General features: G+C 59.0%; 12 protein-coding genes and 2 pseudogenes. 9 read left to right on the top strand and 5 right to left on the bottom strand.

The window, feature by feature from the left end:
* The first annotated feature begins 85 nt into the window (after positions 1-85).
* From ACESLM_RS12565 to ACESLM_RS12535, 7 genes are read left to right on the top strand one after another with little or no spacing between them, the layout of a single operon-like run.
* Positions 86-1,987, top strand: coding sequence for a D-apionate lactonase family protein (locus tag ACESLM_RS12565; protein ID WP_372631915.1), 1,902 nt, complete (start codon positions 86-88; stop codon positions 1,985-1,987).
* A gap of 4 nt (positions 1,988-1,991) precedes the next feature.
* Positions 1,992-3,269: a ribulose-bisphosphate carboxylase large subunit family protein gene (locus ACESLM_RS12560; protein WP_372631914.1), complete on the top strand. Its 1,278-nt coding sequence runs from the start codon at positions 1,992-1,994 to the stop codon at positions 3,267-3,269.
* Position 3,270: 1 nt separating this feature from the next.
* On the top strand, positions 3,271-4,659 hold the full coding sequence (locus ACESLM_RS12555) for a four-carbon acid sugar kinase family protein (RefSeq protein ID WP_372631913.1): 1,389 nt from the start codon (positions 3,271-3,273) through the stop codon (positions 4,657-4,659).
* Positions 4,660-4,715: 56 nt separating this feature from the next.
* Positions 4,716-5,570, top strand: a complete 855-nt coding sequence (locus tag ACESLM_RS12550) for a phosphogluconate dehydrogenase C-terminal domain-containing protein (RefSeq protein WP_372631912.1) — start codon at positions 4,716-4,718, stop codon at positions 5,568-5,570.
* A 12-nt stretch (positions 5,571-5,582) separates the two neighbouring features.
* Positions 5,583-6,653 carry a Gfo/Idh/MocA family protein gene (locus ACESLM_RS12545; RefSeq protein WP_372631911.1) on the top strand — a complete coding sequence of 357 codons (1,071 nt, stop codon included), beginning with the start codon at positions 5,583-5,585 and terminating at the stop codon, positions 6,651-6,653.
* 60 nt (positions 6,654-6,713) lie between these two features.
* Entirely contained in the window at positions 6,714-7,364 is a 651-nt protein-coding gene (locus tag ACESLM_RS12540) for a GntR family transcriptional regulator (protein ID WP_372631910.1), read from the top strand.
* A gap of 11 nt (positions 7,365-7,375) precedes the next feature.
* Positions 7,376-8,704 carry a glycoside hydrolase family 140 protein gene (locus ACESLM_RS12535; protein ID WP_372631909.1) on the top strand — a complete coding sequence of 443 codons (1,329 nt, stop codon included), beginning with the start codon at positions 7,376-7,378 and terminating at the stop codon, positions 8,702-8,704.
* A 53-nt stretch (positions 8,705-8,757) separates the two neighbouring features.
* On the opposite strand, the gene ACESLM_RS12530 is transcribed toward ACESLM_RS12535, so the two are convergent.
* The 5 genes from ACESLM_RS12530 to ACESLM_RS12510 form a co-directional block, all read right to left on the bottom strand.
* Positions 8,758-9,486: an ABC transporter permease gene (locus tag ACESLM_RS12530; protein WP_372631908.1), complete on the bottom strand. Its 729-nt coding sequence runs from the start codon at positions 9,484-9,486 to the stop codon at positions 8,758-8,760.
* On the bottom strand, positions 9,479-10,189 hold the full coding sequence (locus tag ACESLM_RS12525; RefSeq protein WP_372631907.1) for a fluoroquinolone export ABC transporter permease subunit: 711 nt from the start codon (positions 10,187-10,189) through the stop codon (positions 9,479-9,481). The genes ACESLM_RS12530 and ACESLM_RS12525 overlap by 8 nt, the downstream gene beginning before the upstream one ends.
* Positions 10,186-11,040 (bottom strand): ABC transporter ATP-binding protein, encoded by an 855-nt coding sequence (locus tag ACESLM_RS12520; RefSeq protein WP_372631906.1) that lies wholly within the window; start codon positions 11,038-11,040, stop codon positions 10,186-10,188. The genes ACESLM_RS12525 and ACESLM_RS12520 overlap by 4 nt, the downstream gene beginning before the upstream one ends.
* A complete protein-coding gene (locus ACESLM_RS12515; protein ID WP_372631905.1) occupies positions 11,027-11,659 on the bottom strand; it encodes a TetR/AcrR family transcriptional regulator in 633 nt (210 codons plus the stop codon). Before ACESLM_RS12515 ends, ACESLM_RS12520 begins: the two co-directional genes overlap by 14 nt.
* Positions 11,660-11,762: 103 nt before the next feature.
* A complete protein-coding gene (locus ACESLM_RS12510; protein ID WP_372631904.1) occupies positions 11,763-11,960 on the bottom strand; it encodes a hypothetical protein in 198 nt (65 codons plus the stop codon).
* A gap of 173 nt (positions 11,961-12,133) precedes the next feature.
* On the opposite strand from ACESLM_RS12510, the pseudogene ACESLM_RS12505 reads away from it, so the two are divergent.
* Positions 12,134-12,400: pseudogene (locus tag ACESLM_RS12505) on the top strand (IS1380 family transposase); the annotation flags it as partial.
* Between the two features lie 181 nt (positions 12,401-12,581).
* A pseudogene (locus ACESLM_RS12500) lies at positions 12,582-12,920 on the top strand (hypothetical protein); the annotation flags it as partial.

The following is a 12,920-nucleotide window of genomic DNA, read 5'->3' as shown; positions in this document are numbered from 1 at the left end:
ATATAGAGCTTGACGATATTATCGGCAGCAACTATTATCTAACTTAGATCTAAGATGTATTTCTTAAAAGACGGGGGAAGGAAAAATGAAATCGCCCGTAAAATTGAGCGCGGGACCGCTGCAAGCCTTTTTCGAGGAAGGCGGTTTGCGAACGATCGCATACGACGGTTTGGAGATCGTTCGCGGCATCTATGCGGCGGTGAGAGACCGCAATTGGGGAACGGTGGCGCCCAGGCTGAAAATCAAGCGCATTCAATCGCTTCACGACCAAGCGATCGTGGAATTCCATTGCCGTCATGCGCAGGATGAGATCGATTTCGAATGGAACGGTTTAATTCGAATGACCCCCGACAGCATTCGATTCGATTTCGACGGTATCGCCCGTGCCTCGTTCCAGAAAAATCGGATCGGGTTCTGCGTGCTGCATCCGATGGATTTTGCCGGGTTGCCGCTTGAGGTCGATACGGAAGAAGGGATCGCGCGAGGCGCATTTCCCGAACGAATCGCTCCTCATCAACCGTTCAAGGGCGTTCGGGCAATGACGTACGAACCCGCGCTCGGCTGCCGCGTGCGAACGATTTTCTCGGGCGACTTGTTCGAAATGGAAGATCAGCGGAATTGGACCGACGCTTCCTACAAGACGTACTGTACCCCGTTGTCCGTGCCTTATCCGGCTTCGGTCCAAGCGGGGGAAAGAATTGCGCAGTCGGTGTTAATCGAAATCGAAGGGCCGACTGCGGAAGAGGTCGGCTTGGGGCGGGGCGGCGCCTACGACGGCGCACGGCGAGAGGCGGTTCGAATCGCCTTACGGCGGGAATCCCGCTGCTCTTTGCCGAGCATCGGCATTGCGATAGGAATGAACGTAATCGACTCCCGGGCGGCCGAGCGGCTGTCGCGCCTCAAGCCTTCGCATCTGCGCGGCACGCTTGACTTGTCTCGCGACGAGTGGCCGATTCGTCTGAAGGAGGTCGTCGATGCCGCCGATCGGGTCGGCTGCGGCTTGGAACTCGAAGTGCTGCTGGATGAAGGAGGCCGCCGGGCGGCGGAGCTGGCCAAGAAACTGGCTGCGTCGGGGGTCGGTCAAGAAGCGCGCGGCCGCGGCATGTGGCTGATTCCCTATTCGGCAGGGGCGATCGTTACCGATGAAGCCGCGCTTCGCGTCATGCGCAGCGCCATGCGGGCCGGCGGCCTGGAGCTTCCGGTCGGAGGAGGAACCCGGGCCTATTATGCGGAGTTCAACCGTTCAACGCTGCCGGTGGCGGGGATGGACTTCGCTGCCTATTCGATCAACCCGCAAGTGCATGCCTTCGACGACCGGTCTCTGATGGAGACGTTGGCCGCCCAGAGGACGACGGCCGACGATGCCGCCTTCAAGTCCGGCAAGCCGCTTAGCATCGGGCCGATCACCTTTAAGCCGAGGTTGAATCCGAATGCGACTTCCGGGGACGGCAGTATTCCGATTGCCGATCAGATAGACGACCGGCAAGGAGAGAAATTCGGCGCAGCCTGGACGTTGGGCAGCTTGGCGGCGTTATGCACGCCGGAAACTCGCCGGCTTACCTATTATGAAGCGTCCGGACCGCTCGGAGTGACGCCGGATGGCGCGCCGATTCCGTTGTACTTCCTGCTGAAAGATGTCATGGCCGAGCCGGCTGCCCGCGTTCTTGCGGTGCAATGCTCTTCCGGACGGGCGGCGGCGCTGGCGCTTCGGCATCCCGAAGGCCGCTTGCGGCTGATGGTCGCCAACCTGGAGAACGAAGCGTTGGAGGTCGACATCGATCTCGGAGCGGATTCGAATTATTCTGTCGCAACGAATTTCGTCGACGGGGAATCCGAGGAACGGGAGACGGAACAGCTGTCCGCCCAGGCTGGCCGCCGGGTCATTTTAACGCTTCCACCCTACGGCTGCATTCGCTTGGATTGTCGCGAAACCGATGCAACGGACGCCGCCGAGTCAACCGAGAACGCGCATGAGAAAGGATTGTGAAACGATGGCGAAACCATCCGTTGTTCGCGCCGCTTATTGGATCGAGACCCCGTATGAGCCCGCCCGCGCCGCCGAGGCGATGGCCGGAGAGCAATCGACCGGAACGTTCATTGCCGTCCCCGGAGAGACGGACGAGGTCCGGGAACGCAGCGCTGCCCGAATCGTCTCCGTCCGGCAGACGGAAGTCGTCCGACAGCCGTCGCTGCCCGGCGCGGCGACGCCAAGAGGCCATGACGGGAACTATCGTCGCTGCGAAGTCGTGTTGGAATTTCCGTACGCGAATTTCGGGCCGTCCATTCCGAATCTGTTGGCGACGGTCGCCGGCAATTTATACGAGCTGCAGGAATTTTCCGGGATTCGTCTGATGGATCTGGATTTGCCCGATGAATTCGCCGCCGCCTACGCCGGACCGAAGTTCGGGGTGGCGGGTACGCGCAGGCTGGCCGGCGTCCAGGACCGCCCGATCATCGGCACGATCGTCAAGCCGAGCGTGGGCCTGACCATCGAAGAGCTGCGTGCGGCCGTAAGAGGATTGGCCGAAGCGGGACTGGACTTCATCAAGGATGACGAATTGAACGCGAGCCCCCTGTTTGCGCCGTTCGAGCATAAGGTCAAGGCCGTGATGGAAGAAATCGAGCGTGCCAGCGAACGGACCGGACGCAAGACGATGTACGCGTTCAACATCACGGGGGAGATCGACGAGCTGAAGCGCCGCCACGATCTGGTCGTGGAGTCGGGCGGAACGTGCGTCATGGTCAGCATGCAAAGCATCGGATTGGCGGGGCTGGCGCATCTGAACCGTTACAGCGAGCTTCCGATCCACGGTCATCGCAATCAGTGGGGAATGATGACGCGCTGTCCGATGCTTGGCATGTCGTTCACCGCTTATCAGAAGCTATGCCGACTGGCCGGCGCCGATCATCTGCATGTCAATGCGCTCAACAGCAAGTTCTACGAGAGCAACGAATCGGTCATTCGCTCGGTGCGGGCCATTCGCGAGCCGTTGCTTGGCGGGTATGAGGCCATGCCGGTTCTGTCGAGCGGGCAATCGGCGGCTATGGTGGAGGATACGTACCGCGAGCTCGGCACCTGCGACTTGCTGCATGTGGCGGGCGGCGGCATTATGGCGCATCCGGACGGGCCGGTCGCCGGCGTTCTCAGCATGAAGCAGGCATGGGAAGCGGCGAAGCTCGGGGTGAGCGCGGAGGCCTATGCGGAGTCGCATCCGGAGCTGCGACGGGCATTGGAGAAGTTCGGCGGCGGGCAGCTAGGAGGGAAATAGGATGGAACGCGATTCGAGGTTGCTGCTGTCGTTCTACGGCGACGATTTTACAGGGTCGACCGATGTGATGGAGGCGCTAGCGCTAAGCGGCGTGCCGACCGTGCTGTTTCTGCAGCCTCCGACCGCTGAGCTGCTCGCGGACAAGTTTGCGAACATTCGGGCCTTCGGAGTGGCGGGAGTGAGCAGATCCTTGGCAACTGACGAGTTGGAGCGGGAGCTGCGGCCGGTATTAGAGCGATTGCGGGACATCCCGACCCCAATCGTGCATTACAAGATCTGCTCCACCTTCGACTCTTCGCCCAAGATCGGAAGCATCGGCCGGGCCATCGATCTGGCAGCTGGCGTCTGGCCCGGGCAGCGGTACGTGCCGCTGCTTGTCGGCGTCCCGCAATTGCGGCGCTACACGGTGTTCGGAAACCATTATGCCTACGCCGACGATGCGATACATCGGCTGGATCGGCATCCGACGATGTTACGCCACCCGGTTACCCCGATGGATGAAGCTGATTTGCGCGTCCATCTGTCCCGACAGACGAACAAATCCATCGGGGTGATGGATATCCTCGACCTGTCGGGCGATCTTCATCGCGTCAGGGAGCGGCTGGAGGCGAGAATGTCCGGCTCGCCGGACGTGCTGCTGTACGATGTGCTGGACGAGGAACGACTGAAGCGGGCGGGCGAATTGATATGGGAAGCGGCCGATCGGGGAGAAACCCGGTTTGTCGTCGGTTCTTCGGGTGTCGAGTACGCGCTGGCCGCTCACTGGCGGGAGCTCGGACTGACGGGGGCGGCTCCGCAGAACGAGCTGGAGCCAAGAGGCCCCGTCGACCGGCTGCTCGCCGTGTCGGGCAGCTGTTCTCCGGTGACCGAATCGCAGATCAGGCATGCGATCGAGTGCGGCTTCGTCGGCGTTCCCGTACGTGCGGAGAGACTGGTCGACCGAGCGGAAGCGGAGCGGGAGCGAAGCAGGCTGGCGGAACGGGCGAACGAGATTTTGCGGCACAATCGCAGCCCGCTCTTGTATACGGCGCTGGGTTCGGAGGACATCGCAATTCGGGAGACCAGACAGCGGCTCGAATCGGACGGAATCGACCGTGCTCCCGCGGCGAACGCGGGACAGCTTATAGGCGAACAGCTCGGGCGGCTTGCGCGAGAGGTCGCGACAGCGAACAATCTGACTCGCGTGCTGGTGGCCGGAGGCGATACGTCGGGGTACGTGACGCGCGAGTTGGGCATCTATGCGCTGGAGACCGCGATGCCGCTGGATCCGGGAGGGCCGTTATGCCGCGCCTATTCCGAAGATCCGGCCTTCGACGGGATCGAGATCGCGCTTAAGGGCGGACAAGTCGGGCAGACGGATTATTTCACGCGCGTATTGGAAGGGCGATAACAAGCGAGGTCGGCGAACAGCTGCCCCGCACTCTACAAAATAAGGAGCGAATGACGATGGCGATCGTTGCGCTAATCGGCGCCGGCGGCAAAATGGGCTGCAGAATTACCGACAATTTGCGGAAAACGTCTTATGACATGAAATACGTGGAAGTCAGCGATCGGGGCTTGGAACAGTTACGGCAGCGCGGCTTATCGGCAACTTCTCAGACGGAGGCGGTCCAATCCGCGGACGCGGTCATACTGGCCGTTCCGGACGTCGTAATCGGGCAAGTGTCGCATGAGATCGTCCCGATCATGAAGCCGGGAGCGATGCTGATCGTGCTCGATCCCGCCGCCGCGTATATGGGACACTTGCCGCCGCGCGACGATGTCGTCTATTTCGTGGCGCATCCCTGCCACCCGCCGATCTTCAACGACGAGACGGAGCCGGCCGCGCGCCGGGACTACTTCGGCGGCATTCATGCGAAACAGGCCGTTGTATGCGCCTTGATGCAAGGACCGGTAGCGGACTATGAAGCGGGGGAAAGCCTCGTTCGCGCCATGTACGCGCCGGTCATGCGCATCCATCGCATAACCGTGGAGCAGATGGCGATCCTGGAGCCGACGATGGCCGAGACGATCGGCGCGGCAACCGCCATGTTCCTGAGGCAGGCGATGGAAGAAGCGGTTCGGCGCGGGGTTCCGTCCGAAGCGGCCAGAGATTTCATGCTGGGACATCTCCAGATCGAGCTGGCGATCGCTTTCGGCGAGGCGAGCAACCCGTTCTCGGACGCCTGTCTCGTCGCGATGGAATACGGTCGCCGTTATTGGCTGAAGGAAGGCTGGGAGCGCTTGTTCGATCCGGACAGCGTCCGCGAGCAGATCGAGGTCATGCTGCATCCGGCAAAGCTGAATGCGGACAAGGGCTAACGAGAGGCGGCGATGAACATGTGGAAAGTCGGATTGATCGGCACCGGGTATTGGTCGGTTAACCATCTGAATGCTTGGAGAAGGATCCCGGGCGTAGAAATTGCCGCCTTATGCAACAGGAGCCGCGGCAAGCTGGAGCAGCGGGGGCGGGAATTCGACATCCCCCCGGAACATCTGTATACGGATGCGGAAGCCTTCTTCGCGAGAGACGACCTGCATATTATCGACATCGCCACCGGGCCGGAGACGCATCTGGAGCTTGTCACCCGGGCGGCGCGGGCGGGCAAGCATATTTTATGCCAGAAGCCGTTCGCCGTCTCGCCGGAAGAGGCCGAAGAAATGGTGAGAGTGGCCCGGGAATGCGACGTCAGGCTGATGGTGACCGAAAACTGGCGATGGCTGCAGCCGAATCAGATGATCAAGCGAGTGCTCGACGAGGGGACGCTCGGCCGGATCAGGGTCGGCCGTTATATCCACACGGACTACTATACGCCGCGAATGGCGCCGGGTACGCCGCTGCCGCAGCCGTTCTTCCGCGAGATGCCTCGCCTGCTTTTCTACGAGATGGGCGCGCACTGGTTCGATACGATGCGGTTTTTCTTCGGCGATCCGGAGCGTTTGTACGCAGAGACGCTGCGCGTCAGCCCGTATATTGCCGGCGAAGACTCCGGGATCGTCACGCTCGGATATGAGGACGCCTACGTCGTCATGGACATGAGCTGGGCGACTCGCCGCGAACTGTACGGACCGCCCGATCGGCAAGTCCAGGCCGAGCATCGGGAGCAAATCGCGATCGAGGGAGATCGGGGCACGCTGAAATTATATGCCAGCGGGAGAATTTCGCTGATCGACGCCGGCGGCGCGGAGACGACGCTTGCCGAGCGAACGGAGCTCGATCATGCGGAGAGCCATTACCGGCTGCAGTCGCACTTCATCGACTGCTTGAACGCCGATAGGCCGTTTCAGACAAGCGGCGAAGACAATTTGAAGACGATGAATCTGATTTTCTCGGTGTACAGGAGCGCGGAGCGCCGGGAGGTCGTGTACGACCCTGTCGGCAGGCTTTCCGTCGATGCGCCTTGAAGTTGCTCCGACGATTCCCTAGAATGAAACATCATATCGCTGAAGAATGGATGATACCGAGTGCGCACTAAGACGTCGCAGCCGCCCGAATTATTGAAAGAAAAAGCCTATCGTCTCATTCACGAGGCGATTCTGAACGAAACATTCGAGCCGGGGCAATTTTTGTCGGAGAGCAAGCTGATCGATTTTTTGGGCATGAGCAAAACGCCGATCAAATCCGCGCTGGACCGGTTGGAGGCCGAGGGATTCGTTCAAGTGTCCCCCAAGCAAGGAATTATCGTCAAGGAGCTGTCGCACGACAAAGTAAGGGATATTTTCGAATTGCGCGTTGCGCTGGAATTGTACGTCTGCGATCAAATTGCCGGCCGATTGAAGAAGAGCGATATCGAAATGCTCGAACGCAATTTGGCGGAGCAGAAGCTATTGGCCGACGAAGGGAACGAGCCGGGGTTTACGAAAGCGGATTCCGATTTTCATCTGCTGCTGAGCCGATTTTCCGGGAACGCCGAGATTCATTCCGTCATGACGATGTACCAGGCGCACCTTTATCGATTCGCTCTCCGCGTCATACGCCGGGTGCCGAACCGGATGAGCGCCGCGTACGAGGATCATCGGGAGATCGCGCGCTCCCTGATCGAGGGGGACATCGAAACGTGCAAGAGGCTGATTCAGGAGCATTTGGCATTCGGAAAAGGCATTCTGACGACTTAGGAGGAAACGGAATGAGCGAAATCATGCTGCGGCTGCGGGTAAACGCCAATCGGCGGGGATTGGAGAAGGAGGACGGAACTCCGTTCTTCTGGCTCGGCGATACCGCATGGGAGTTGTTTCACAAGCTGAACCGCGAGGATGCCGAGTGGTACTTGCGGATGCGGGCTGAGCAGTCGTTTAATGTGGTGCAGGCTGTCGCCTTGGCCGAATTCGATTGCATGACGACGGGCAACGTATACGGCCGCAAACCGCTCGCGATTCAACCGGACGGCCGCATCGACCCGGCGTCGCCGGACACGACCGGCGATTATTCCTATTGGGATCATGTCGATTACATCGTGCGGACGGCCGCGGAAGTCGGCATCTACGTCGCGCTGCTTCCTACATGGGGGGATAAGTTCAACCGGATGTGGGGCAAGGGACCGGAAATATTTACTCCGGACAACGCTTACGCTTACGGCAAGTGGCTAGGGTCTCGATACAAGAATGACGCCAACGTCGTCTGGGTGCTGGGCGGAGACCGCCCCTTGCACAATCGGCTTCATTTTGAAATCACGAATGAACTGGCGCGCGGATTAAAAGAAGGGGATGAAGGCCGACATCTGATGACCTTCCACCCTAACGGCGGAGTGTCGTCTTCGCTGCACGTGCATCAAGAGCCGTGGCTGGACTTCAATATGATCCAATCCTCGCACAGCTTGGGGGAAAGGACGAACTATAAGCTGGTGCAGGAGGATTACGCCAAGCTGCCCGCAAAGCCGACGCTGGACTCCGAGCCTTGTTATGAGGATATTCCGCGGGGCTTCGATAGCAATAACGGCTACTTCGACGAAGCCGACGTACGCAAAGCCGCCTATTATGCGGTCCTGGCCGGCGGGTTCGGCCACACGTACGGGCATCATTCGGTCTGGTTCATGTACGACGAAACGAATGGGACCGATGAATTCGCCGGATCGGGAGAATCCTTCATTATGAGCTGGAAAGATGCGCTGGGACGCCCCGGAGCCGAGCAAATGCGCCATCTGCGATCGCTGTTCGAATCCAGAGACATGAACGGAAGAGAGCCGGATCAGGAGCTTATCGCGAATCCGTATACCGGCTCCAACTATATGACTGCCGCCAGAGGTCCGGGCTACGGAATCGTCTATTGCCCGAACGGGCTACCGGTCGAAGCGAATTTGGCGCGGGTCGGCGCCGAACGCCTGCTTGCGAGCTGGTATTGCCCGCGCACAGGCGCGTCTCGGCCGATCGGGGAGATCGAGGGCAGCGGAGTTCGGCGTTTCCAGCCACCGTCCAGCGGAAGGGGATGCGATTGGCTGCTTTGCCTGGATCAGGCGTGAACGATCGTTCACTGGCTTCGTTCGTGCGTCTTGTCGCAGGCCGCCACCCGGCGCTATTCGATGCGGTTAAAGAAGCGCCGCAGCAATCCGTACAGCAGCAGCGAACGAACGGCAAGCCCCGCCCCGAATAGAAGCGCCTGCCGCTGCCAGCCTGCACCTGCGGCAAGCTCGAAGCTCAGCTTGGCAGGCCAATAGGTCGGGAGAAACCCGGCGACCCATTGCCAAGGTTCGGCGACGTAACAAGCGCTTGCCGGACCGAGCAGCGTCAGGGCGATCAGCTTGGACAGCGCCAAGCCCTCGACCTTATTGGCCGCGAAGGCGACGAGAAACAGGGCGAATAACGGCGCTTCTATCACGAACAGAAGAAGCGGAAGCGTCCGGCCGCCAGGCGGCCCGGAAATGCCGGAGAAGGAAACGAACAGCAGCGACATGACAGAGCAGACCAGCACCGGAAGAACGAGACGATAGACGACATACCCGCTTTTGCGAAGCGGAGTAACGGCATAATAATCGACGATGCGTTCGTCCCTTTCATCCAGCATCAGCAATCCGGCCGCGACGCCGATCAGTTGCGCGATCAGCGCCTGCATGAGCACGGAGATGAAGGCGGAATGCTCCAGCAAGTCGAAGCCGCTTTCGGACGCGAGCCATTCCGAAACCGGAGGCAAGCCCAACCTAACAAACAAGACAAGCAGCAGCGGCCCGACCAGAATCAGCAAGAGCATCGGGTCCTTGGCTAAGTTTCTCATATCGCCGGAGAGCAGCGTTCTATACTTATTCATCGCGATGCCCTCCATCTACGTGTCTTACCGTCCGGTTTAACAGACGCACCGTGAAGAATCCGGCGAGCCCGACCCAGACGACCAGCACGGCGATGGCGTATCCCGCTTCCCCTGGCGAAGGAGAGCGAAGAGAGCCGGACAGCAGCAGCAGGGAGCCCTGGGAAGGGAGAAGCCGGTAGAGCGGCGTATCGAATACGTTCAAATAGCCCAGAATCGGAAGCACGAAAACCAGAGAGTAAGCCTGCGACCGGATCAGGAAGCCGTTGATCGTTTGGCTGGGGAGAGAGGCGGCCATTCCGACCAGGGTAAAAAAACACGAGGTCAGCAAAACCCCGAGACAAAAATAGACGGGAGACGCGGGCCACCCGCTTGCCGGCAGATGAATCGCGAATGCCGCAATCAACGACAACAGGCCCAGTGAAAGACACTTAGCCAGCAAATATTCTCCCAGCTTAACAGGCGTTGCGAACAGGCTGCTCCAGATGCCCAGATCCCGTTCGAGCAAAACGATCCCTCCCGCGAACAGCAGGCCAAGGGCAGACGGGTCCGAGAACGTAAGCAATACCAGCGCTGTGTCGATATGCGTTTCCGGTATGAGATGAAAGAGGCCGATGTAAACCGTGCATATAAACGCATATACGAAATAAAACCGCTGTTTCCACTGAAACCGCACGTCGAATAAAAACAGCTTCCACGCTCTCATCGGAGAGTTCTCCCCGTGACCGTCATAAAGACATCCTCCAAGGACGCCTCCAGCGTATGCATGGTCACGATGCGGCAAGAACGAATCAATGACACAAAACGCTCATCGGTCCCGATGCCTTCCAGCTGAAAATCCTCGGTCAATCTCGCGTTTCCTTGCTCGTATTCGACGCGTACCTTTCGTTCCCCGCCTAAAAGCTTCAAGTTGCGCGGAGTGTCGATCAGCCGGATTTCCCCGTCTACGATGAAGGCGACCCGGTCGCACAGCTGTTCGGCCGCCTGCATGTTATGCGTCGTAAGCAGGACGGTTGTGCCGGCGGCCCGCCGGGCTTGAATGAGCCGCTTCAGCAGGTCGGCATGCGCCGGATCCAGGCCGGAGGTCGGTTCGTCGAGAAAGAGCAGGTCCGGATCGTTCAGCACGGAACGGCAGTAGTTCAACCGCATTTTCATCCCTTTGGAAAATTGTTCGACCTTCTTGTGGGCGGCTTCCTGTAGTCCGACCTGCTCCAGCAGCCGCATCGGATCGGCGCGCCGGCTTCGATACAGAGAGCTGAAATGGTTCAAATTCTCCAGTGCCGTAAATCGGCTGTAGAAATGGGGAAATTCGAAGGCGACGCCGATTCTTTCGTAATAATCCGTCCCGGCGGAGCGAATTTCCTTCCCCAGTACGCGTACGGAACCGCCGTATTTCCGGAGCTTGCCGATGAGCACGTTCTGCGTCGTGCTCTTGCCAGCGCCGGAGGGACCCAGGAAACCGAAGATTTCGCCTCGTCCGATGCGAAAGTCGAGTCCGCGCAGCGCGTGTTGCGGCGAGGACGGGTAAGCATACGTCAATCCGCTAACCTCGATCATGCGGTCGGCCTCCCTTTGTCTCAACGGACAGCCCGTCGGCGACGGCGCCGATCAGAGCCTCCATCGTTGCCTCGTAGACGGACTCTCCGATCGTATGCTTATGAAGCGAGAGCAGCAGAAGAGAACGCAGCATGCTGACGATGATCTCGGGGCTCATGTCCGCGCGCAATGCGCCGTCTTCTTGCCACCGCCGGATCAGCGGCGACAGCTTCCGGACATCCATGGCGTAATTGCGTTCCACTTTTTCCGGGGGCAGCTTGCGCACGACGGCCTCCAATTGTTCGGGAAGAAGAACCTCGCGGATAATCGGACTTTCCGTCATCAATCGAAAGCCCTCCTTGAATAGGAGACGAATCGCATCCTTGCTCTCCGAAGCGTTCTCAAGCCGTGCGAGAACCGATTGCTGGATGCTTCGCTCCTCCTCTTCCATCAGCTCGAAGAACAGCTCCTCTTTGGAACGGTAAAATAAATAGAACGTGCCCGAGGCGATTCCCGCGGCTTGCGCCAGCTCGCCTACATTCGTTTTTTTGAAGCCGTATTTCGCAAAGAGAGACCGTCCGGCTTCGAGCAATTTTCGTTGAATCCGCGACTTTTCGTCCGGATCGAATTTGCGGGGCATTTTCATCACCCACCAGTGAATGTATGAATAAAATTATAATTCATTCACCATAAAAACGCAACAAACCCGAACCTCTGCGATCGGTCGGGCCGCTGAACAACGCTCATTTTTTTATTCGGACGTACTCTCTCGGCATAAAGGGCTCGGAAGGCGCGCGGACGGACTGCGCGGAATAGGTTGACGGATCCGTCTCGTTCCGTTCGAGTCCCGGATCGTCGTTCAGGCGAGAGTCGAGGTAGAAAGCGGCGATCAGCAGAGATACAAAGAGGAGCAGGCTGACCGCGATTTGACGCAAAGGCATCGAGAATTCCCTCCATTGAACCGCCAGAACTTCGCTTGTTCGGACGGCAGGCCTATAGAATCAGTGTTTCCCAGGCCTGCGGAGCGATATACGTGGATCGTATTTCGGAGGAGCCTGCCACAAGCGGATTCTTCTTATTTTCGTTCAAGTCAGTTGGAGAAAATTAGGAAACAATCAAGCGCAATTTGCGCCGCGAGTCGCCGGAGAGCTGGCTGGCGATCGCCGGGCAAGACGGCATGTGCTGCGAAGAGCGCGAGGGTAAGCGCATTTATTTGGGATCGATGGTCTGGGAGGACAAAAAGCTTGTCCGTCCGATTCGCGTTGTTTACCAAGTGATCGAGCGCATGATTGAGGCCGACGGTCAGATCCTGCTGACGCCAAGTGAGCAATTCCATAGCGAGCTCAAAACGGATTTGAATCTGGAGCGACGCACGGCGGGGCTGATCATATATTGGACCCCAAGGGATCGGTCAACTTTCTTTTTCTATCCTCCGCTTCACTTCTTTGACAATGATAATCGATCTCAATTATAATCGGCTTACATCTGGGAATGTCGAACCGATGACAAGCCTCCATGGGCATAGCGCTGCAGGGGTCGGCCTTGCGAAGGAGCGAGTGGAATTGATTGAGAGAAACCCGGTTGACAGAATGCAAGACAAGGAAGCGCTGGCCGAGGCGGTTCAAGTGTGGCTGCAATCTTCCATTACGATAGCGGATATCCGCTACTGGGCGGTCGAGGCCGGAGAGCCGATTAACGAGTACCGGATGCCGAGCAGCATGTTTGTCTGTTCGTACAGCGGCCCGGCGGAAGCGAGGCTTAACGACTCGCTATACAGCGTGGAGCGATTCGGCCTCTTCCACGGCGGCAAGGGGACGCGGCTGTCCATCCGGCCTACCGGCGAGAGCTGCGACTGCTACGCGCTCTATTACAAGGCGGAGGAGCCGCCGTTCTACAAGACG

Origin of the sequence: Cohnella sp., assembly GCF_041641335.1 — a bacterium.
GTDB lineage: Bacteria > Bacillota > Bacilli > Paenibacillales > Paenibacillaceae > Cohnella.
This window is presented reverse-complemented; position numbering and strand designations above follow the sequence as displayed.

What these genes read in the sequence shown, in the direction of transcription:
- ACESLM_RS12515 (WP_372631905.1), bottom strand. Translation starts at nt 11,659, where the DNA reads ATGCCCCGCAAATTCGATCCGGACGAAAAGTCGCGGATTCAACGAAAA.
- ACESLM_RS12510 (WP_372631904.1), bottom strand. Translation starts at nt 11,960, where the DNA reads ATGCCTTTGCGTCAAATCGCGGTCAGCCTGCTCCTCTTTGTATCTCTG.
- ACESLM_RS12545 (WP_372631911.1), top strand. Translation starts at nt 5,583, where the DNA reads ATGAACATGTGGAAAGTCGGATTGATCGGCACCGGGTATTGGTCGGTT.
- ACESLM_RS12525 (WP_372631907.1), bottom strand. Translation starts at nt 10,189, where the DNA reads ATGAGAGCGTGGAAGCTGTTTTTATTCGACGTGCGGTTTCAGTGGAAA.
- ACESLM_RS12520 (WP_372631906.1), bottom strand. Translation starts at nt 11,040, where the DNA reads ATGATCGAGGTTAGCGGATTGACGTATGCTTACCCGTCCTCGCCGCAA.
- ACESLM_RS12530 (WP_372631908.1), bottom strand. Translation starts at nt 9,486, where the DNA reads ATGAATAAGTATAGAACGCTGCTCTCCGGCGATATGAGAAACTTAGCC.
- ACESLM_RS12565 (WP_372631915.1), top strand. Translation starts at nt 86, where the DNA reads ATGAAATCGCCCGTAAAATTGAGCGCGGGACCGCTGCAAGCCTTTTTC.
- ACESLM_RS12560 (WP_372631914.1), top strand. Translation starts at nt 1,992, where the DNA reads ATGGCGAAACCATCCGTTGTTCGCGCCGCTTATTGGATCGAGACCCCG.
- ACESLM_RS12550 (WP_372631912.1), top strand. Translation starts at nt 4,716, where the DNA reads ATGGCGATCGTTGCGCTAATCGGCGCCGGCGGCAAAATGGGCTGCAGA.
- ACESLM_RS12555 (WP_372631913.1), top strand. Translation starts at nt 3,271, where the DNA reads ATGGAACGCGATTCGAGGTTGCTGCTGTCGTTCTACGGCGACGATTTT.
- ACESLM_RS12535 (WP_372631909.1), top strand. Translation starts at nt 7,376, where the DNA reads ATGAGCGAAATCATGCTGCGGCTGCGGGTAAACGCCAATCGGCGGGGA.